A 15,461-nucleotide genomic window follows, 5' to 3' on the forward strand; every position below is an offset into this window, starting at 1 on the left:
ACGGCTCGGCCCGCAGAACCAAGGCTGACTGAGGAGATCCGAGCGGGAATCACCGGATCGCGTCGTGGAGCCTTGCGTAGAGGCCCACCGGGAGTGGTGGGTCTCTGAGGAGAAGTCCCCTCGTACGCGTGGCGACCGGGTCGGCAGCAGCCGACTTCTCCCTCACCGCTGAGACGCGAACCCGCTTCACCGCTCGACACGCCGCTGCGCGGCTGCTCGATGAGCGGATCGAGCCACACTCGCGCCTAATTCACGCGATCGGCGTCGGCGCGATCCCGTACGGCGCGAGCCCCGCAGCTCCCCCGTCGGCGAGCGTCGTCACCCAGATGCCGTCGCGGTGCACCGCGACGGAGTGCTCCCAGTGCGCGGACATGCTGCCGTCGACGGTCGCGACCGTCCACTCGTCCTCGCGCACGACGGTCTCGGCGCTGCCGGCCGTCACCATCGGCTCGATCGCGACGACGAGCCCGGGCTTCACCTCGGGTCCGCGCTGGCGCACCCGGTAGTTGAAGACGGGCGGTGCCTCGTGCATCGAGCGGCCGATGCCGTGGCCGATGTAGTCGGTCAGGATCCCGTAGACGCGGCCCGACTTCTCGGCCTCGTCCTCGATGTACTCCTCGATCGCCGCACCGATCTCGTTGAGGTGCCGGGCGGAGGCGAGGGCGGCGATGCCGCGCCAGAGCGAGCCCTCGGTCACGCGCGACAGCTCGGCCCGGGCCGCGACCTCCTCGGGACGCGAGGGGTCCGGCAGCACGAGCGTCATCGCGGAGTCGCCGTTCCAGCCGTCGATCTCGGCGCCGCTGTCGATCGAGACGATGTCGCCCGCGGCGAGGACGCGCCCACCGGGGATGCCGTGCACGACCTCGTCGTTGACCGACGCGCAGACCGTGTGCCGGTAGCCGGGCACCAGCTTGAAGTTCGAGTGCCCGCCGCGCTCGATGATCGCGGCCTCCGCGATCGCGTCCAGCTCGAGCGTGGTGACGCCCGGACGGATCGCGGCGCGCACGGCATCGAGCGAGGCGGCCGTCGCGAGCCCCGGGGCCAGCATCGACCGCAGCTGCGCGGGCGTCTTGTAGAGGGAGGAGCGGAACCCCACGGCGTCAGGCGGCCGACGGGTCGTCGACCAGCCGGCTCACCCGGTGGCCCTCGAGGGCCACGACGATCCGATCGGTGACCTCCTCGACGGGCCCGAGGCCGTCGACGACGACGACGAGGCCGCGGCGGGCGTAGACGTCGATGAGCGGAGCGGTCTGCTCCTCGTACAGCGCGAGCCGGCGGCGGATGACGTCCTCGGTGTCGTCGCTGCGACCCTGCTCGTGCGAGCGCTTCAGCAGGCGCGTGACGACCTCATCGGTGTCGGCCGTCAGCTGCACGACGGCGTCGAGGCTGTTGCCGTCCGCAGCGAGGATGCGGTCGAGCTCGTCGACCTGCTCCGTGGTGCGCGGGTAGCCGTCGAGGAGGAAGCCCGTCTTGACGTCCGCCTCCTGGAGCCGGTCGTGCACGATCGCGTTGGTGAGCTCGTCCGGCACGTAGCGACCGGCGTCGAGGAAGGCCTTGGCCTGCAGGCCCAGCTCGGTCTCGTTCGCGACGTTCATCCGGAAGATGTCGCCGGTCGAGACGGCCGGGACGCTCAGGATCTCGGAGAGTCGCGAGGCCTGGGTGCCCTTGCCGGCACCGGGAGGGCCGATCAGCAGGAGACGGAAGCCCACCACCGGGGTCGCGGTCATCGGAGGAGCCCTTCGTAGTGGCGCTGCTGCAGCTGCGAGTCGATCTGCTTCACGGTCTCCAGTCCGACTCCGACGATGATCAGGATGGACGTGCCGCCGAACGGGAAGTTCTGGTTGGCGCCGACCAGCGCGAGCGCGACCAGCGGGACCAGGGCGATCAGGCCGAGGTAGATCGATCCGGGGAGCGTGACGCGGGTGAGCACGTAGTTGAGGTACTCGGCCGTCGGGCGGCCCGCGCGGATGCCGGGGATGAAGCCGCCGTAGCGCTTCATGTTGTCGGCGACCTCGTCCGGGTTGAACGTGATGGCCACGTAGAAGTACGTGAAGCCCACGATCAGCAGGAAGTAGAGCGCCATGTAGAGCGGGTGGTCGCCCTGCGTGAGGTAGTTGGTGATCCAGGTCACCCAGGCGGGTGCCTCCTGGCCGGCCGCGGGCTGGTTGAACTGCGCGATCAGAGCGGGCAGGTAGAGCAGCGAGGACGCGAAGATGACGGGCACGACCCCGGCCATGTTCACCTTGATCGGGATGTAGGTGTTGTTGCCGCCGTAGGTGCGGCGACCCACCATCCGCTTGGCATACTGCACCGGGACGCGGCGCTGCGACTGCTCGACGAAGACGACCGCGACGACGAGGAGGAGACCGACGCCCAGGACGAGGAGGAAGGTCTCGAAGCCGCGCGACTGCGCGATGGACCAGAGGGAGGTGGGGAACTGCGCCGCGATCGAGGTGAAGATCAGGAGCGACATGCCGTTGCCGATGCCGCGCTCGGTGATGAGCTCGCCCATCCACATGATGATGCCGGTGCCGGCGGTCATGGTGATGACCATGAGCAGGATCGAGTACCAGGCGTCGGTCGTGATCAGCTGCGAGCACTCGGGAACGCCCGAGGAGCCGAAGAGGGCGCCGGAGCGGGCGACCGTGATCAGGGTGGTGGACTGCAGGACGCCCAGCGCGATGGTGAGGTAGCGCGTGTACTGCGTCAGCTTGCCCTGACCGGACTGACCCTCCTTGTAGAGGGTCTCGAAGTGAGGGATGACCACGCGCAGCAGCTGCACGATGATCGACGCCGTGATGTACGGCATGATGCCGAGCGCGAAGATCGACAGCTGGAGCAGGGCTCCACCGCTGAAGAGGTTGACGAGCTCGTAGAGACCGGAGGTCCCCTGGTTGCCGGCGAGACAGGCCTGCACGGCGCTGAAGTCGACGAACGGAGCAGGGATGAAGGATCCCAGCCGGAAGATCGCCACGATCGCGAGAGTGAAGCCGATCTTGCGGCGGAGGTCGGGGGTGCGGAAGATCCGCGCAACGGCGCCAAACACTACCTAAGGTCTCCTGCTCAGTTCTTGGTGCGGGATACAGGTCGAGCTTGCCACGCGCCCCCCGGAGGGAGTCGGCGTGACAAGCTCGACCGACAAGCTGCTGGTGCTACTTGATGGATCCGCCCGCGGCGACGATCTTCTGCTCAGCAGAGCTGGAGACCTTGTCGACCGCGACGTTCAGCTTAACCGCAATGTCCCCGTCGCCGAGAACCTTGACCTTCTCGTTCTTGCGAACGGCACCCTTCGCGACGAGGTCGCTGATGGTGACGTCACCGCCCTGAGGGTAGAGGTCGGCGAGAGCCGAGAGGTTGACGACCTGGTACTCGACGCGGAACGGGTTCTTGAACCCGCGCAGCTTCGGAGTGCGCATGTGCAGAGGCATCTGCCCACCCTCGAAGCCGATGCGCACCGTGTAGCGGGCCTTCGTGCCCTTGGTGCCGCGACCGGCGGTCTTGCCCTTCGAGCCCTCACCGCGTCCGACGCGGGTCTTGGCCTTCTTGGCACCCGTGGCCGGGCGGAGGTGGTGGACCTTGAGCACGTGCTCCTTGGTCGCCGGAGCGTCGGCCGGGGCCGCGCCCTTCGTGGACGTCTTCGCGGGAGTCGTCGACTCCGGCGCGACGGCCTGGTTCTTGTCAGCCATTAGTCAATCTCCTCGACCTTCACCAGGTGGGCGACGGTCTTCACGTATCCGCGGTTCTGAGAGTTGTCCTCGCGGACGACGCTCTGACCGATCTTCCTGAGACCGAGCGAGCGCAGCGTGTCGCGCTGGTACTGCTTCTCGCTGATCTTCGACTTGATCTGAGTCACCTTGAGCTGGGCCATCACTTGCCTGCCTTCGCGCTGGACGCGGCGGCGAGGGCATCGGCCTCGGCACGGACGAGACGGGCCGGAGCGACCTGGTCGAAGTCGAGACCACGACGGGCGGCAACGGCGCGCGGCTCCTCGAGCTGCTGGAGAGCCTCGACGGTCGCGTGGACGATGTTGATGGTGTTCGACGAGCCGAGCGACTTGCTCAGGACGTCGTGGATGCCGGCGCACTCGAGCACGGCGCGGACGGGACCACCGGCGATGACACCGGTACCGGCGGCGGCGGGGCGCAGGAGCACCACACCGGCCGCTGCCTCACCCTGGACGGGGTGCGGGATGGTCGAGCCGACGCGCGGGACGCGGAAGAAGTTCTTCTTCGCCTCCTCGACGCCCTTGGAGATGGCGGTCGGGACCTCGCGGGCCTTGCCGTAGCCGACGCCCACCAGTCCGTTGCCGTCGCCGACGACGACGAGCGCGGTGAAGCTGAAGCGACGACCGCCCTTGACGACCTTCGACACGCGGTTGATGGTCACGACGCGCTCGAGGAACTGGCTCTTCTCGGCGTCACGGCCACCGCGGTCGCGGCCACCCTGGTTGCGGTCGCGGCCGCCGCGGCGGGGCTCGCGAGCCTCCTGCTGCGGCTGCGTGGACGCAGCGGTCTCGACGGGGGCCTCCGACACAGCGGCGACCTCGGGTTCCTTGTTCTCTGCGGCGCTCACAGGTTGAGCCCTGCCTCTCGTGCTCCATCGGCGATCGCGGCGACGCGACCGGCGTACTTGTTGCCTCCGCGGTCGAAGACGACCGCCTCGACACCGGCGTTCTTCGCGCGCTCGGCGACGAGCGCGCCGACCTTGCGGGCCTTGGCGGTCTTGTCACCCTCGAACACGCGCAGATCGGCCTCGAGCGTGGACGCCGACGCGAGGGTACGACCCTGGGCGTCGTCGACGATCTGCACGAAGACGTGGCGGGCCGAGCGGTTGACGACGAGGCGGGGGCGCTCGGCGGATCCGACGACCTTCTTGCGCAGGCGGTCGTGACGACGACCGCGAGCGGCGGACTTGCTCTTTCCTCTGGTTCCGAGACCCATGATTACTTACCGCTCTTTCCGGCCTTGCGGCGAACGACCTCGCCGGCGTAGCGCACGCCCTTGCCCTTGTAGGGCTCGGGCTTGCGGATCTTACGAATGTTGGCGGCCACCTCACCGACGGCCTGCTTCGAGATGCCGTGCACGGTGAGCTTGTTGTTGCCCTCGACCGTGAACGAGATGCCCGCAGGCGGGGTGACGACGACCGGGTGCGAGAAGCCGAGCGCGAACTCGATGTCCGAGCCCTTGGCGACGACGCGGTATCCGGTGCCGACGACCTCGAGGCCCTTGGAGTAGCCCTGCGTGACACCGATGATGTCGTTCGCGATGAGCGTCCGGGTGAGGCCGTGGAGCGAGCGCGATTCGCGCTCGTCGTCGGGGCGCGAGACCAGCACCTGGCTGTTCTCGACGGAGACCTGGATGGGGCTGGCGACCGGGACGGTCAGCTCGCCCTTGGGGCCCTTGACGGTCACGACGGATCCGGCGACGGAGACGTCGACGCCCGCCGGGATCTCGATGGGGAGTCTTCCAATACGCGACATGAGGGGTTACCACACGTAGGCGAGGACTTCCCCACCCACGCCCTTCTTCTCGGCCTGGCGGTCGGTCAGCAGACCGCTCGAGGTGGACAGGATTGCGACGCCGAGGCCGCCGAGCACGGTGGGGATCTCGGAGGACTTCGCGTAGACGCGCAGACCCGGCTTCGAGACCCGCTTGATGCCGGCGATCGAGCGCTCGCGGTTCGGGCCGTACTTGAGGGAGATGGAGAGCGTCGTGCCGACGCGCGCCTCCTCGACCTTCCAGTCGGCGATGTAGCCCTCGCGCTGGAGGATCTCGGCGATGTTCGCCTTGAGCTTCGAGCCCGGCAGGGTGATGGAGTCGTGGTGCGCGGAGTTCGCGTTACGGATTCTGGTCAGCAGATCTGCGACCGGATCAGTCATGGTCATGGCTGATGGTGCCTTTCTCGCCTGGTTTCGGCACCCTTTACAAGAGTGACGACCTGTGGTGTGGGACGGCGCCGACGACGTCGACGCCCGTGCGGCCGCGCGAACGCAGGCCAACGAGCCATGGTACATGGCCGAGGGCCGGCGGTCGAGGGCCGATTCTCACCGCGACTCCCGGAGGAGTGCGGCTCCGTCCTTGCACGCGGACGTGCAACGAGGTCGGGGGGCGGTTCTCACCACCCCCCGACCTCGGAGGTTCTCGCTACGCGTTGTCCGCCGACTTGAACGGGAAGCCGAGCTGCTTGAGCAGCGCGCGACCCTCGTCGTCGGTCTTCGCGGTGGTCACGACGGTCACGTCGAAGCCGCGGACGCGGTCGATGCGGTCCTGGTCGATCTCGTGGAAGATCGACTGCTCCGTGATGCCGAAGGTGTAGTTGCCGTGGCCGTCGAACTGGCGGTCCGACAGACCGCGGAAGTCGCGGATGCGCGGCAGCGCCACCGTGACGAGGCGGTCCAGGAACTCCCAGGCGCGGTCGCCGCGGAGGGTGACGTGAGCGCCGATGGCCTGGCCCTCGCGCAGCTTGAACTGCGCGATGGACTTGCGGGCCTTCGTGACCTGGGGCTTCTGGCCGGTGATGGCCGTGAGGTCCTTGATCGCGCCGTCGATGATCTTGCCGTCGCGAGCAGCCTCGCCGACGCCGGTGTTCACGACCACCTTCACCAGGCCGGGGACCTGGTGGATGTTGCCGAACCCGAACTGCTCCTTGAGCGCCGGGACGATGTCGGCCTGGTACTTGGCCTTGAGCCGCGGCTGAACCTTCGCAGCCTGTGCGGTGGTGTCAGTCATCAGAGTTCCTCACCCGACGCCTTCGCGTAGCGAACGCGAACGGTCTTCGTCACGCCGTCCTTGGTGACGGACACGTTGCGGTGCCCCACCCGGGTCGGCTTCTTGGTCTTCGGGTCGACGAGCGCGATGTTCGAGATGTGGATCGAGGCCTCGACGGTCTCGATTCCACCCTCCTTCGAGCCGCGCTGCGACTGGCCGACGCGGGTGTGCTTCTTGACGAAGTTCACGCCCTCGACGACGACACGGTTCTTCTCGACCAGGACCTCGAGAACCTTGCCCTGCTTGCCGCGGTCTCCGCCGCGGGCCTGGGTAGCGCCCGAGATGACCTGGACGAGGTCACCCTTCTTGATCTTGGCCATGACTAGATAACCTCCGGTGCCAGCGAGACGATCTTCATGAACTTCTTGTCGCGGAGCTCGCGACCGACCGGTCCGAAGATGCGGGTGCCGCGGGGGTCCCCGTCGTTCTTGAGGATGACGGCGGCGTTCTCGTCGAACTTGATGTACGAGCCGTCGGGACGACGGGTCTGCTTGACGGTGCGGACGATGACCGCCTTGACGACGTCGCCCTTCTTGACGTTGCCACCGGGGATCGCGTCCTTGACGGTGGCGACGATGATGTCACCGAGACCGGCGTACCGGCGGCCGGAGCCGCCGAGCACGCGGATGGTGAGGAGTTCCTTGGCGCCGGTGTTGTCGGCGACCTTCACTCGGGATTCTTGCTGAAGCATGTCTCTCTCCTGCTAACTCAAGTAGGCCGCGGCCTACTTGGCCTTCTCGAGGATCTCGACCAGGCGCCAGCGCTTGGTGGCGCTGAGGGGACGGGTCTCGCTGATGACGACGAGGTCGCCGATGCCCGCGGAGTTCAGCTCGTCGTGAACCTTCACCTTGGACGTGCGGCGGATGACCTTGCCGTAGAGCGGGTGCTTCACGCGGTCCTCGACCTCGACGACGATGGTCTTGTCCATCTTGTCGCTGGTGACGTATCCGCGGCGGGTCTTGCGGTATCCGCGAGTGCCCGCCTCCTTGACGTCGTGGGCGGCCGACTCGTGGCCGGCGGTCTCATTGGCCGTTGCCATTACTTGGCCTCCTCATTCGACTCGGTCGCCGCGACCTCGGCCTTGGCGGCCTTCTTGGTGGTCTTCGGCTTCTTCTCCGCCTTGGCCGGGGCCTCTACGGGTGCGGGGGTCGCGCGGATGCCCAGCTCGCGCTCACGGATGACCGTGTAGATGCGGGCGATGTCGCGCTTGACCGCACGCAGGCGGCCGTTGGTGTCGAGCTGTCCGGTGGCCGACTGGAAGCGGAGGTTGAACAGCTCCTCCTTGGCCTTCTTCAGCTCGGTGACGAGACGCTCGTCCTCGAAGGTGTCGAGCTCGGCGGGGGCGAGCTCCTTGGATCCGATCGCCATTACGCGTCTCCCTCCTCGCGCTTGATGATGCGTGCCTTCAGGGGCAGCTTGTGGATGGCACGAGTCATAGCTTCGCGAGCGAGCTTCTCCTCGACGCCGGCGACCTCGAAGAGGACCCGACCCGGCTTGACGTTGGCGACCCACCACTCGGGCGAGCCCTTGCCGGAGCCCATGCGGGTCTCGGCGGGCTTCTTGGTCAGCGGGCGGTCGGGGTAGATGTTGATCCACACCTTTCCACCGCGCTTGATGTGACGCGTCATGGCGATACGAGCGGACTCGATCTGACGGTTGGTCACGTAGGCCGGCGTGAGCGCCTGGATACCGAAGTCACCGAACGACACCTTGGTGCCACCGGTGGCCTGGCCCGAACGGCCGGGGTGGTGCTGCTTGCGGTGCTTGACTCGACGGGGAATCAACATGGTTATGCCTCAACTCCTGCTGCGACGGGCGCCTCGCCCTGCTGGCGGGGGGCGCGACGCGGACGGTCGCTGCGCTCGGGGCGCGACGACTTGCTGTTCGCCTGCTCCCGCGCGAGCTCCTTGTTCGTGATGTCGCCCTTGTAGATCCAGACCTTCACGCCGATGCGGCCGAAGGTGGTCTTGGCCTCGTAGAAGCCGTAGTCGATGTTCGCGCGGAGGGTGTGCAGCGGCACACGGCCTTCGCGGTAGAACTCCGAGCGGCTCATCTCGGCGCCGCCGAGGCGGCCGGAGACCTGGATGCGGACGCCCTTGGCGCCGGCGCGCTGAGCGCCCTGCAGACCCTTGCGCATCGCGCGGCGGAAGGCCACGCGGGCGGAGAGCTGCTCGGCGATGCCCTGCGCGACGAGCTGGGCCTCGGCCTCGGGGTTCTTGACCTCGAGGATGTTGAGCTGGATCTGCTTGCCGGTGAGCTTCTCGAGGTCGGCGCGGATGCGCTCGGCCTCGGCGCCGCGACGACCGATCACGATGCCCGGACGGGCGGTGTGGATGTCGACGCGGACGCGGTCACGGGTGCGCTCGATCTCGATGCGGGCGACGCCCGCACGGTCGAGCTGCGTGGCGAGCAGGCGGCGGATCTTGACGTCCTCGGCGAGGTAGTCGCTGTACCGCTGGCCCTTCTTGGTGCTGTCGGAGAACCAGCGCGACACGTGGTCGGTGGTGATTCCCAGACGGAAACCGTAGGGGTTTACTTTCTGACCCATTACTTGGTCCCCTCCTCAGGAGTGGCCAGCACGACGGTGATGTGGCTGGTGCGCTTGTTGATGCGGAAGGCACGACCCTGAGCACGGGGCTGGAATCGCTTGAGGGTGGTTCCCTCATCGACGAAGGCGCGGGACACGAACAGGTCCTGGTCGTCGAGGTACTCGTTCGAGGCATCGGCCTTGACGCGAGCGTTGGCCATCGCCGAGGCGACGAGCTTGTAGACGGGCTCGGACGCGCCCTGCGGCGCGAACTTCAGGATGGCCAGTGCCTCCTGAGCCTGCTTCCCGCGGATCAGGTTCACGACACGGCGAGCCTTCTGGGGGGTGACGCGGATGTGTCGCACGCGTGCGATCGACTCCACCATTTCTCTCCTCCTTCTCGTCGCCGCTTAGCGGCGACGGCCCTTCTTGTCGTCCTTCTCGTGACCGCGGAAGGTCCGAGTGGGGGCGAACTCGCCGAGCTTGTGGCCGACCATGGTCTCGGTCACGAACACGGGGATGTGCTTGCGACCGTCGTGGACCGCGATGGTGTGACCCAGCATCGCCGGGATGATCATCGAACGGCGCGACCAGGTCTTGATGACGTTCTTGTTGCCGGCTTCGTTGGCCGTGAACACCTTGCGGAGCAGGTGGTCGTCAACGAAGGGGCCCTTCTTGAGACTGCGAGGCATCTTCTACAACTCCTACTTGCGCTTCTTACCGGCGGTGCGGCGGCGGACGATGAGCTTGTCGCTCTCCTTGTTGGGGCGACGGGTGCGTCCCTCGGACTGTCCCCAGGGGCTGACCGGGTGGCGTCCACCGGAGGTCTTGCCCTCTCCACCACCGTGCGGGTGGTCGACCGGGTTCATCGCGACACCGCGGACGGTCGGGCGGACGCCCTTCCAGCGCATGCGGCCGGCCTTGCCCCAGTTGATGTTCGACTGCTCGGCGTTGCCGACCTCGCCGATCGTGGCGCGGCAGCGCGCGTCGACGTTGCGGATCTCGCCCGACGGCAGGCGGAGCTGCGCGTAGGGGCCGTCCTTGGCGACGAGGCGGACCGAGGTGCCGGCCGAGCGGGCGAGCTTCGCTCCCCCACCGGGCTTGATCTCGATGGCGTGGATGACCGTACCGGTCGGGATGTTGCGCAGCGGCAGGTTGTTGCCGGGCTTGATGTCGGCGCCGGCGCCCGACTCCACGATGTCGCCCTGCGAGAGCTTGTTCGGAGCCAGGATGTAGCGCTTGGTGCCGTCCACGAAGTGGAGCAGCGCGATGCGCGCCGTGCGGTTGGGGTCGTACTCGATGTGAGCGACCTTGGCGTTGACGCCGTCCTTGTCGTTGCGACGGAAGTCGATCAGACGGTACTGGCGCTTGTGGCCACCACCGATGTGACGCGTCGTGATGCGGCCGGAGTTGTTGCGGCCACCGGTCTTGGACAGCGGGCGAAGGAGCGACTTCTCGGGCGTCGAGCGGGTGATCTCGGCGAAGTCGGCAACGCTGGAGCCGCGGCGACCAGGGGTCGTGGGCTTGTACTTACGAATAGCCATTGTCTGTTTCCTCTACGCTTCTTCGGCTCAGCCGACGTTCGTGAAGATGTCGATGGAGCCGGACTTCAGCGTCACGATCGCGCGCTTGGTGTCCTTGCGCTTGCCGGTGCCGAACTTGGTCCGACGGGTCTTGCCCTGGCGGTTCAGCGTGTTGATCGACGCGACCTCGACTCCGAAGATCTTCTCGATGGCGAGCTTGATCTCGGTCTTGTTCGAGCGGGGGTCCACCACGAAGGTGTACTTGCCCTGGTCGATCAGGCCGTAGGACTTCTCCGAGACCACCGGGGAGATGATCACGTCGCGGGGGTCCTTGTTGAACGCGGCGGACTGGCTCATGCGTTCACCTCTTCCTTCTTGGACTCGACGCCGGTCTTGAGGGCGACGAAGCCCTCGAGAGCAGCCTGCGAGAAGACGATGTCGTCCGAGACGAGCACGTCGTACGCGTTGAGCTGGTCGAACGGCAGGATGTGCACGAACGGCACGTTGCGGAGGGAGAGCTCGGCGATGAAGTCGTCGCGCTCGAGGACCACGAGGACGTTCCGCGACACCGAGAGGGCCTCGAGGAGGACGAGGACGTCCTTGGTCTTCGGGGTCTCGCCCAGGGCGAGGGTCTCGACCGCGTGGATGCGGCCGCCGCGGGCCCGGTCGGAGAGAGCACCGAGCAGAGCAGCGGCGATCATCTTCTTGGGGGTGCGCTGCGCGTAGCTGCGGGGGGTCGGTCCGTGGACGACGCCACCACCGGTCATGTGGGGGGCGCGGATCGAGCCCTGACGAGCGCGACCGGTTCCCTTCTGCTTGAACGGCTTGCGGCCGGCTCCGGAGACCTCGCCACGGTTCTTCGTCTTGTGGGTTCCCTGGCGCGCCGCGGCGAGCTGGGCCACGACGACCTGGTGGATGAGGGGGATGTTGGTCTGGACGTCGAACAGCTCGGCGGGCAGCTCGAACGAGCTCGCCTTCTGGCCCTTGACGTCGACGATGTCGATAGAGGTAGCCATGGAACTACGCTCCCTTCACGGCGTTGCGAACGAACACGAGGCGACCGCGCGCACCGGGGACGGCGCCCTTGACGAGCAGCAGGCCCTTCTCGGCGTCGACGGAGTGCACCTTGAGGTTGAGCACGGTGACGCGCTCGCCACCCATGCGACCGGCCATGCGCATGCCCTTGAAGACACGGCTGGGGGTCGAGGAGGCACCGATGGAGCCCGGCTTGCGGTGGTTGCGGTGCGAACCGTGCGAAGCCGAGACGCCCTTGAAGTTGTGACGCTTCATGACACCGGCGAAGCCCTTGCCCTTGCTGGTGCCGACGACGTCGACCTTGGTGCCGGCCTCGAAGACGGCGTCGACGGTCAGCTCCTGGCCGGCCGAGTACTCGGCGGCGTCGGCGGTGCGGACCTCGGTGAGGTGGCGGCGGGGGGTGACTCCCGCGGCGTCGAAGTGACCGGCGGCGGGCTTGCTCACCTTGCGCGGGTCGATGGCGCCGGCGGCGATCTGGACGGCCGAGTAGCCGTCCTTCGCCTCGGTGCGGATCTGGGTCACGACGTTGGGGCTGATCTCGATGACGGTGACCGGGACGAGCTTGTTGTCGGCGTCCCACACCTGGGTCATGCCGAGCTTCGTGCCGAGGAGGCCCTTGGAGGTCTTGGTGGCGACAGACATGTGTTACCCCTCCCCTTAGAGCTTGATCTCGATGTTGACGTCGGCCGGGAGGTCGAGGCGCATCAGCGAGTCGACGGCCTTGGGCGTCGGGTCGATGATGTCGATGAGGCGCTTGTGGGTGCGCATCTCGAAGTGCTCGCGGCTGTCCTTGTACTTGTGGGGAGAACGGATCACGCAGACCACGTTCTTCTCGGTCGGAAGCGGCACCGGGCCGACGACCGTGGCTCCGGCACGGGTGACCGTGTCGACGATCTTGCGCGCCGACGTGTCGATGACCTCGTGGTCGTACGACTTCAGTCGGATGCGGATCTTCTGTCCCGCCATGTGTGATCTCTCACTCTCTTGTTATTGCGTCGTACGCGACGGGCCTGTGGGGCCTCGCCTCGCATTGGACGCGCTCGCGAAGGAACTCCGGCGAACCGGGAGTGCACCGATGTTCTTCTGTCAAAAGCGCCGCACTCGTGGGCGCTCCGATCGGCGTGCAGAACGCACGACGCACGGAGAGCCCGGTGAGATGTCGGTTGTTGTCGTTCTGCTACCCGCCGCCTCGATGTCGCACCGGCTGGGCCGCCCTCTCGGGTCGAGCCTCAGCGATGCCGTCTCGGCACTGCCTGGCAGTGTTCCACCGGCTGCAGCACGCTGCGTCGGCGAAAATTTTGAACTAGAAGAGTCTCCCACAGATGAGCCACCCGTGCAACCCGGGCGTGTCGCGCGTCGGGGGCCTCCACTCCCGCGGGATTCCGGGGCGGCGGGTCACTCGTAGAGGAGGGCCCGGAGGGTCGTCTCGGCCGAGTCCGGGCGGCGGGGATCGATGGTCTCGCCGGCGCGGTAGTGGTCCAGCACCCGCGGATCGACGTAGCTCGCCCGCGCCACGGTGGGGGTGTTGCCGAGGACGTCGGAGGCGTCGCGCATGGCCTGCGCGATCGCCGCGTTGCGGGCGCGCTGGGTCGGCTGCGGGCCGGTCCGCGCCAGGCTCAGCGCGGCCGCCACCGTTCCGTGCAGAGTGCGGAAGTCCTTCGCCGTGAAGTCGTCGCCCGCCTTCTCGCGCACGTAGTCGTTGATCTCCGGTGCCGAGAGGGGATGCCATTCGCGGCCGTCCTTCCAGGCGAGCAGCCGGGCGTTCGGACCGCGTCGCTTGAGGGAGCGGACGACGCTGGAGAGGTCCTTGTCGAAGATCTCGCTCGTCCAGGCCTGGTGGCTCTTGCCCGGGAACGCGAGGGCGACGCGGTCGCCGTGCGTGGTGGCGTGGGAGCAGAGGAGGGTCGAGAGGCCGATGCTCCCGTGCTCCTTCGCGTAGCGCTCGCTGCCGACGCGGAGGGAGCCGGTGTCGAGCATCCGGAACGCCGTCGCGAGGGCGCGCTCCCGGCCGTACCCGTCGCGGCGGAGGTCCATCGTCACGGCTCGGCGCGCACTCGGGAGGGACTCCGCGAGACGGAGCGCCCGATCGAACTTGATCCGGTCCTTCTGCTCGCGCCAGGTCGGGTGGTAGATGTACTGCCGGCGTCCGGCCGCGTCCACGCCCATGGCCTGGATGTGGCCGTTGGGGTACGGAGCGATCCAGACGTCCTTCCAGGCCGGTGGGATTCCGAGTGCGTCGAACCGCGCCCGCAGCTCCGGGTCGGTGACCGTGACGCCCTTGGGGTCGCGGTAGCTGAAGCCGGAGCCGGCACGGACCCGGGTGTATCCGCGACTGCTCGAGTCGGTCCTTCGGAGTCTCTGCGCGCGCGTCTCAGCCATCGGCACGACCCTAGGACGGGGGCACCTCGCTCGGCACCCGCTTGACGGGAGGGTGCCGAGCGGGCCAGGGAGGCCCTACTCGTTGCCGAGGCGCTTGTCGGCCTGGCGCTTGAGGTCCTCGATGCGGTCGTCGTACTTGCCCTTGGTGAGGCGGCTCGCGATGTCGCTCGTCTTCTCGAGGACCTGGTCCGAGACGCGCTCGGCCTTCTCGCTGCGGAGCGCCTCCTGGGCCTTCTGGCTCTGCAGCAGCTCCGCTGCCTGACGTCCGAGCTTCCCGAGATCCACCATGACTTCTCCTTGATCGACGCGCGGCGTTCCGCGCGCGCCCAGTGTGGCGTCCCGTCCTGGACGAACGGTGGGGCGCTGCAGCGCGAGGACCCGGGCCGCCGCGTCGGCGAGAGCGCGCCCGTACGAGGGCCCGTGGCCGGCGGCGTGCACGGCCAGCGGATGCAGCTGGTGCAGCGGGACCCGCGCCTCCCAGCCGTCGGCGAGCGGATGCGCGTCGTCGTAGCCGGCGAGGATCTCGTCGAGACGGGGGGCGCCGAAGAGCGCGAGCATGGCGAGGTCGGTCTCGCGGTGCCCTCCGTGAGCTGCGGGGTCGATGAGCACGACTCCGGACGCCGACCACAGGACGTTGCCCGTCCACAGGTCGCCGTGCAGTCGCGCCGGCGGCTCGTCGTCGTCGAACTCGCCCGCGGCGATGCGCTCGAGCGCACGCTCCACTGTCGTGGCATCCGCCTTGCGCAGGTTCCCGGCCGCCACCGCGGTCGCGAGGAACGGGCGGACCCGCTGCTCGGCGTAGAAGCGGCCCCAGGACTCCTCGGCGGTGCAGGGCATCCGACGGCGGCCGATCCAGGCGGGGCCGTCCCAGCCCTCGGGGGCGGCACCGAACGCCTCCGCCCCGAGATCGTGCGTCGCCGCGAGCGCACGGCCGAAGTCGGCGGCTGCGGCGGCGGTCGGATGCACCGGGTCGACCGTCGCGAGCTCGATCCGACCGGGCGACACCGAGAGGACCTCGACGCACCGGGCGCCGCCGCGCGGCTCCGCCTCGCTCAGCCAGCGCAGCCCGGCGGCCTCCCACTCGAAGAACTGCGCAGCGGCGGACGGATCGCTCTTGACGAACACCATGCGCTCCACGCTAACCGGCGAGCGGACCGGCGCGGCCGACGGTCGACCGCGGGGAACACGGAAGGGGCCGCCCGCACGAAGCGGACGACCCCTCTCGAGAGA

At 68.1% G+C, this 15,461-nt stretch carries 25 protein-coding genes; all 25 read right to left on the reverse strand.

Going from position 1 to position 15,461, the window contains the following annotated elements; translation table 11 throughout:
• Positions 1 to 250 precede the first annotated feature (250 nt).
• Complete coding sequence (gene map, locus IOC53_RS04405; protein WP_207403170.1) at positions 251 to 1,096, reverse strand: type I methionyl aminopeptidase; 846 nt, start codon at positions 1,094 to 1,096, stop codon at positions 251 to 253.
• A gap of 4 nt (positions 1,097 to 1,100) precedes the next feature.
• Positions 1,101 to 1,727: an adenylate kinase gene (locus tag IOC53_RS04410; protein WP_207403171.1), complete on the reverse strand. Its 627-nt coding sequence runs from the start codon at positions 1,725 to 1,727 to the stop codon at positions 1,101 to 1,103.
• Entirely contained in the window at positions 1,724 to 3,046 is a 1,323-nt protein-coding gene (secY, locus tag IOC53_RS04415; RefSeq protein WP_207403172.1) for a preprotein translocase subunit SecY, read from the reverse strand. The genes IOC53_RS04410 and secY overlap by 4 nt, the downstream gene beginning before the upstream one ends.
• Positions 3,047 to 3,152: 106 nt before the next feature.
• The gene (rplO, locus tag IOC53_RS04420; protein WP_207403173.1) at positions 3,153 to 3,686 is read right to left on the reverse strand and encodes a 50S ribosomal protein L15; all 534 of its coding nucleotides are present in this window, start codon (positions 3,684 to 3,686) and stop codon (positions 3,153 to 3,155) included.
• Complete coding sequence (rpmD, locus tag IOC53_RS04425) at positions 3,686 to 3,868, reverse strand: 50S ribosomal protein L30 (protein WP_077221985.1); 183 nt, start codon at positions 3,866 to 3,868, stop codon at positions 3,686 to 3,688. The genes rplO and rpmD overlap by 1 nt, the downstream gene beginning before the upstream one ends.
• Positions 3,868 to 4,572, reverse strand: a complete 705-nt coding sequence (gene rpsE, locus IOC53_RS04430; protein ID WP_055787117.1) for a 30S ribosomal protein S5 — start codon at positions 4,570 to 4,572, stop codon at positions 3,868 to 3,870. The genes rpmD and rpsE overlap by 1 nt, the downstream gene beginning before the upstream one ends.
• Positions 4,569 to 4,940 carry a 50S ribosomal protein L18 gene (gene rplR / locus IOC53_RS04435; protein WP_207403174.1) on the reverse strand — a complete coding sequence of 124 codons (372 nt, stop codon included), beginning with the start codon at positions 4,938 to 4,940 and terminating at the stop codon, positions 4,569 to 4,571. The genes rpsE and rplR overlap by 4 nt, the downstream gene beginning before the upstream one ends.
• 2 nt (positions 4,941 to 4,942) lie before the next feature.
• Positions 4,943 to 5,479: a 50S ribosomal protein L6 gene (gene rplF / locus IOC53_RS04440; RefSeq protein WP_055787111.1), complete on the reverse strand. Its 537-nt coding sequence runs from the start codon at positions 5,477 to 5,479 to the stop codon at positions 4,943 to 4,945.
• A gap of 6 nt (positions 5,480 to 5,485) precedes the next feature.
• The gene (gene rpsH, locus IOC53_RS04445) at positions 5,486 to 5,884 is read right to left on the reverse strand and encodes a 30S ribosomal protein S8 (protein WP_207403175.1); all 399 of its coding nucleotides are present in this window, start codon (positions 5,882 to 5,884) and stop codon (positions 5,486 to 5,488) included.
• A gap of 259 nt (positions 5,885 to 6,143) precedes the next feature.
• The gene (rplE, locus tag IOC53_RS04450) at positions 6,144 to 6,728 is read right to left on the reverse strand and encodes a 50S ribosomal protein L5 (protein WP_207403176.1); all 585 of its coding nucleotides are present in this window, start codon (positions 6,726 to 6,728) and stop codon (positions 6,144 to 6,146) included.
• Positions 6,728 to 7,087, reverse strand: coding sequence for a 50S ribosomal protein L24 (gene rplX / locus IOC53_RS04455; RefSeq protein ID WP_207403177.1), 360 nt, complete (start codon positions 7,085 to 7,087; stop codon positions 6,728 to 6,730). Before rplX ends, rplE begins: the two co-directional genes overlap by 1 nt.
• 2 nt (positions 7,088 to 7,089) lie before the next feature.
• Complete coding sequence (gene rplN, locus IOC53_RS04460; RefSeq protein ID WP_055787095.1) at positions 7,090 to 7,458, reverse strand: 50S ribosomal protein L14; 369 nt, start codon at positions 7,456 to 7,458, stop codon at positions 7,090 to 7,092.
• Between the two features lie 33 nt (positions 7,459 to 7,491).
• Positions 7,492 to 7,806 (reverse strand): 30S ribosomal protein S17, encoded by a 315-nt coding sequence (rpsQ, locus tag IOC53_RS04465; protein ID WP_207403178.1) that lies wholly within the window; start codon positions 7,804 to 7,806, stop codon positions 7,492 to 7,494.
• Complete coding sequence (rpmC, locus tag IOC53_RS04470) at positions 7,806 to 8,135, reverse strand: 50S ribosomal protein L29 (RefSeq protein ID WP_055787089.1); 330 nt, start codon at positions 8,133 to 8,135, stop codon at positions 7,806 to 7,808. The genes rpsQ and rpmC overlap by 1 nt, the downstream gene beginning before the upstream one ends.
• The gene (rplP, locus tag IOC53_RS04475) at positions 8,135 to 8,554 is read right to left on the reverse strand and encodes a 50S ribosomal protein L16 (protein WP_055787085.1); all 420 of its coding nucleotides are present in this window, start codon (positions 8,552 to 8,554) and stop codon (positions 8,135 to 8,137) included. Before rplP ends, rpmC begins: the two co-directional genes overlap by 1 nt.
• 2 nt (positions 8,555 to 8,556) lie before the next feature.
• Positions 8,557 to 9,315 carry a 30S ribosomal protein S3 gene (rpsC, locus tag IOC53_RS04480; RefSeq protein WP_055787081.1) on the reverse strand — a complete coding sequence of 253 codons (759 nt, stop codon included), beginning with the start codon at positions 9,313 to 9,315 and terminating at the stop codon, positions 8,557 to 8,559.
• On the reverse strand, positions 9,315 to 9,680 hold the full coding sequence (rplV, locus tag IOC53_RS04485) for a 50S ribosomal protein L22 (RefSeq protein WP_082480979.1): 366 nt from the start codon (positions 9,678 to 9,680) through the stop codon (positions 9,315 to 9,317). Before rplV ends, rpsC begins: the two co-directional genes overlap by 1 nt.
• Positions 9,681 to 9,704: 24 nt before the next feature.
• Positions 9,705 to 9,986, reverse strand: coding sequence for a 30S ribosomal protein S19 (rpsS, locus tag IOC53_RS04490; protein WP_055787078.1), 282 nt, complete (start codon positions 9,984 to 9,986; stop codon positions 9,705 to 9,707).
• A 12-nt stretch (positions 9,987 to 9,998) separates the two neighbouring features.
• A complete protein-coding gene (rplB, locus tag IOC53_RS04495) occupies positions 9,999 to 10,838 on the reverse strand; it encodes a 50S ribosomal protein L2 (RefSeq protein ID WP_055787074.1) in 840 nt (279 codons plus the stop codon).
• 27 nt (positions 10,839 to 10,865) lie between these two features.
• Positions 10,866 to 11,174 carry a 50S ribosomal protein L23 gene (gene rplW / locus IOC53_RS04500; RefSeq protein ID WP_055787071.1) on the reverse strand — a complete coding sequence of 103 codons (309 nt, stop codon included), beginning with the start codon at positions 11,172 to 11,174 and terminating at the stop codon, positions 10,866 to 10,868.
• The gene (gene rplD / locus IOC53_RS04505; RefSeq protein ID WP_207403179.1) at positions 11,171 to 11,833 is read right to left on the reverse strand and encodes a 50S ribosomal protein L4; all 663 of its coding nucleotides are present in this window, start codon (positions 11,831 to 11,833) and stop codon (positions 11,171 to 11,173) included. Before rplD ends, rplW begins: the two co-directional genes overlap by 4 nt.
• A 4-nt stretch (positions 11,834 to 11,837) precedes the next feature.
• Positions 11,838 to 12,494 carry a 50S ribosomal protein L3 gene (gene rplC / locus IOC53_RS04510; RefSeq protein ID WP_207403180.1) on the reverse strand — a complete coding sequence of 219 codons (657 nt, stop codon included), beginning with the start codon at positions 12,492 to 12,494 and terminating at the stop codon, positions 11,838 to 11,840.
• Between the two features lie 15 nt (positions 12,495 to 12,509).
• A complete protein-coding gene (gene rpsJ / locus IOC53_RS04515) occupies positions 12,510 to 12,818 on the reverse strand; it encodes a 30S ribosomal protein S10 (RefSeq protein ID WP_005050520.1) in 309 nt (102 codons plus the stop codon).
• Positions 12,819 to 13,247: 429 nt separating this feature from the next.
• Positions 13,248 to 14,231 carry a DNA topoisomerase IB gene (locus IOC53_RS04520; RefSeq protein ID WP_207403181.1) on the reverse strand — a complete coding sequence of 328 codons (984 nt, stop codon included), beginning with the start codon at positions 14,229 to 14,231 and terminating at the stop codon, positions 13,248 to 13,250.
• Between the two features lie 75 nt (positions 14,232 to 14,306).
• Positions 14,307 to 15,359, reverse strand: coding sequence for an Rv0909 family putative TA system antitoxin (locus IOC53_RS04525; protein WP_207403182.1), 1,053 nt, complete (start codon positions 15,357 to 15,359; stop codon positions 14,307 to 14,309).
• Between the last annotated feature and the right edge of the window lie 102 nt (positions 15,360 to 15,461).

This window comes from Rathayibacter sp. SD072 (assembly GCF_017355185.1).
GTDB lineage: Bacteria > Actinomycetota > Actinomycetes > Actinomycetales > Microbacteriaceae > Rathayibacter.

Coding starts and splice junctions, on each gene's coding strand:
- IOC53_RS04410 (WP_207403171.1), bottom strand. CDS start 1,727: ATGACCGCGACCCCGGTGGTGGGCTTCCGTCTCCTGCTGATCGGCCCT.
- rplO (WP_207403173.1), bottom strand. CDS start 3,686: ATGGCTGACAAGAACCAGGCCGTCGCGCCGGAGTCGACGACTCCCGCG.
- rpmD (WP_077221985.1), bottom strand. CDS start 3,868: ATGGCCCAGCTCAAGGTGACTCAGATCAAGTCGAAGATCAGCGAGAAG.
- rplR (WP_207403174.1), bottom strand. CDS start 4,940: ATGGGTCTCGGAACCAGAGGAAAGAGCAAGTCCGCCGCTCGCGGTCGT.
- rplF (WP_055787111.1), bottom strand. CDS start 5,479: ATGTCGCGTATTGGAAGACTCCCCATCGAGATCCCGGCGGGCGTCGAC.
- rpsH (WP_207403175.1), bottom strand. CDS start 5,884: ATGACCATGACTGATCCGGTCGCAGATCTGCTGACCAGAATCCGTAAC.
- rplE (WP_207403176.1), bottom strand. CDS start 6,728: ATGACTGACACCACCGCACAGGCTGCGAAGGTTCAGCCGCGGCTCAAG.
- rplX (WP_207403177.1), bottom strand. CDS start 7,087: ATGGCCAAGATCAAGAAGGGTGACCTCGTCCAGGTCATCTCGGGCGCT.
- rplN (WP_055787095.1), bottom strand. CDS start 7,458: ATGCTTCAGCAAGAATCCCGAGTGAAGGTCGCCGACAACACCGGCGCC.
- rpsQ (WP_207403178.1), bottom strand. CDS start 7,806: ATGGCAACGGCCAATGAGACCGCCGGCCACGAGTCGGCCGCCCACGAC.
- rpmC (WP_055787089.1), bottom strand. CDS start 8,135: ATGGCGATCGGATCCAAGGAGCTCGCCCCCGCCGAGCTCGACACCTTC.
- rplP (WP_055787085.1), bottom strand. CDS start 8,554: ATGTTGATTCCCCGTCGAGTCAAGCACCGCAAGCAGCACCACCCCGGC.
- rpsC (WP_055787081.1), bottom strand. CDS start 9,315: ATGGGTCAGAAAGTAAACCCCTACGGTTTCCGTCTGGGAATCACCACC.
- rplV (WP_082480979.1), bottom strand. CDS start 9,680: ATGGTGGAGTCGATCGCACGCGTGCGACACATCCGCGTCACCCCCCAG.
- rpsS (WP_055787078.1), bottom strand. CDS start 9,986: ATGCCTCGCAGTCTCAAGAAGGGCCCCTTCGTTGACGACCACCTGCTC.
- rplB (WP_055787074.1), bottom strand. CDS start 10,838: ATGGCTATTCGTAAGTACAAGCCCACGACCCCTGGTCGCCGCGGCTCC.
- rplW (WP_055787071.1), bottom strand. CDS start 11,174: ATGAGCCAGTCCGCCGCGTTCAACAAGGACCCCCGCGACGTGATCATC.
- rplD (WP_207403179.1), bottom strand. CDS start 11,833: ATGGCTACCTCTATCGACATCGTCGACGTCAAGGGCCAGAAGGCGAGC.
- rplC (WP_207403180.1), bottom strand. CDS start 12,494: ATGTCTGTCGCCACCAAGACCTCCAAGGGCCTCCTCGGCACGAAGCTC.
- rpsJ (WP_005050520.1), bottom strand. CDS start 12,818: ATGGCGGGACAGAAGATCCGCATCCGACTGAAGTCGTACGACCACGAG.
- IOC53_RS04520 (WP_207403181.1), bottom strand. CDS start 14,231: ATGGCTGAGACGCGCGCGCAGAGACTCCGAAGGACCGACTCGAGCAGT.
- IOC53_RS04525 (WP_207403182.1), bottom strand. CDS start 15,359: ATGGTGTTCGTCAAGAGCGATCCGTCCGCCGCTGCGCAGTTCTTCGAG.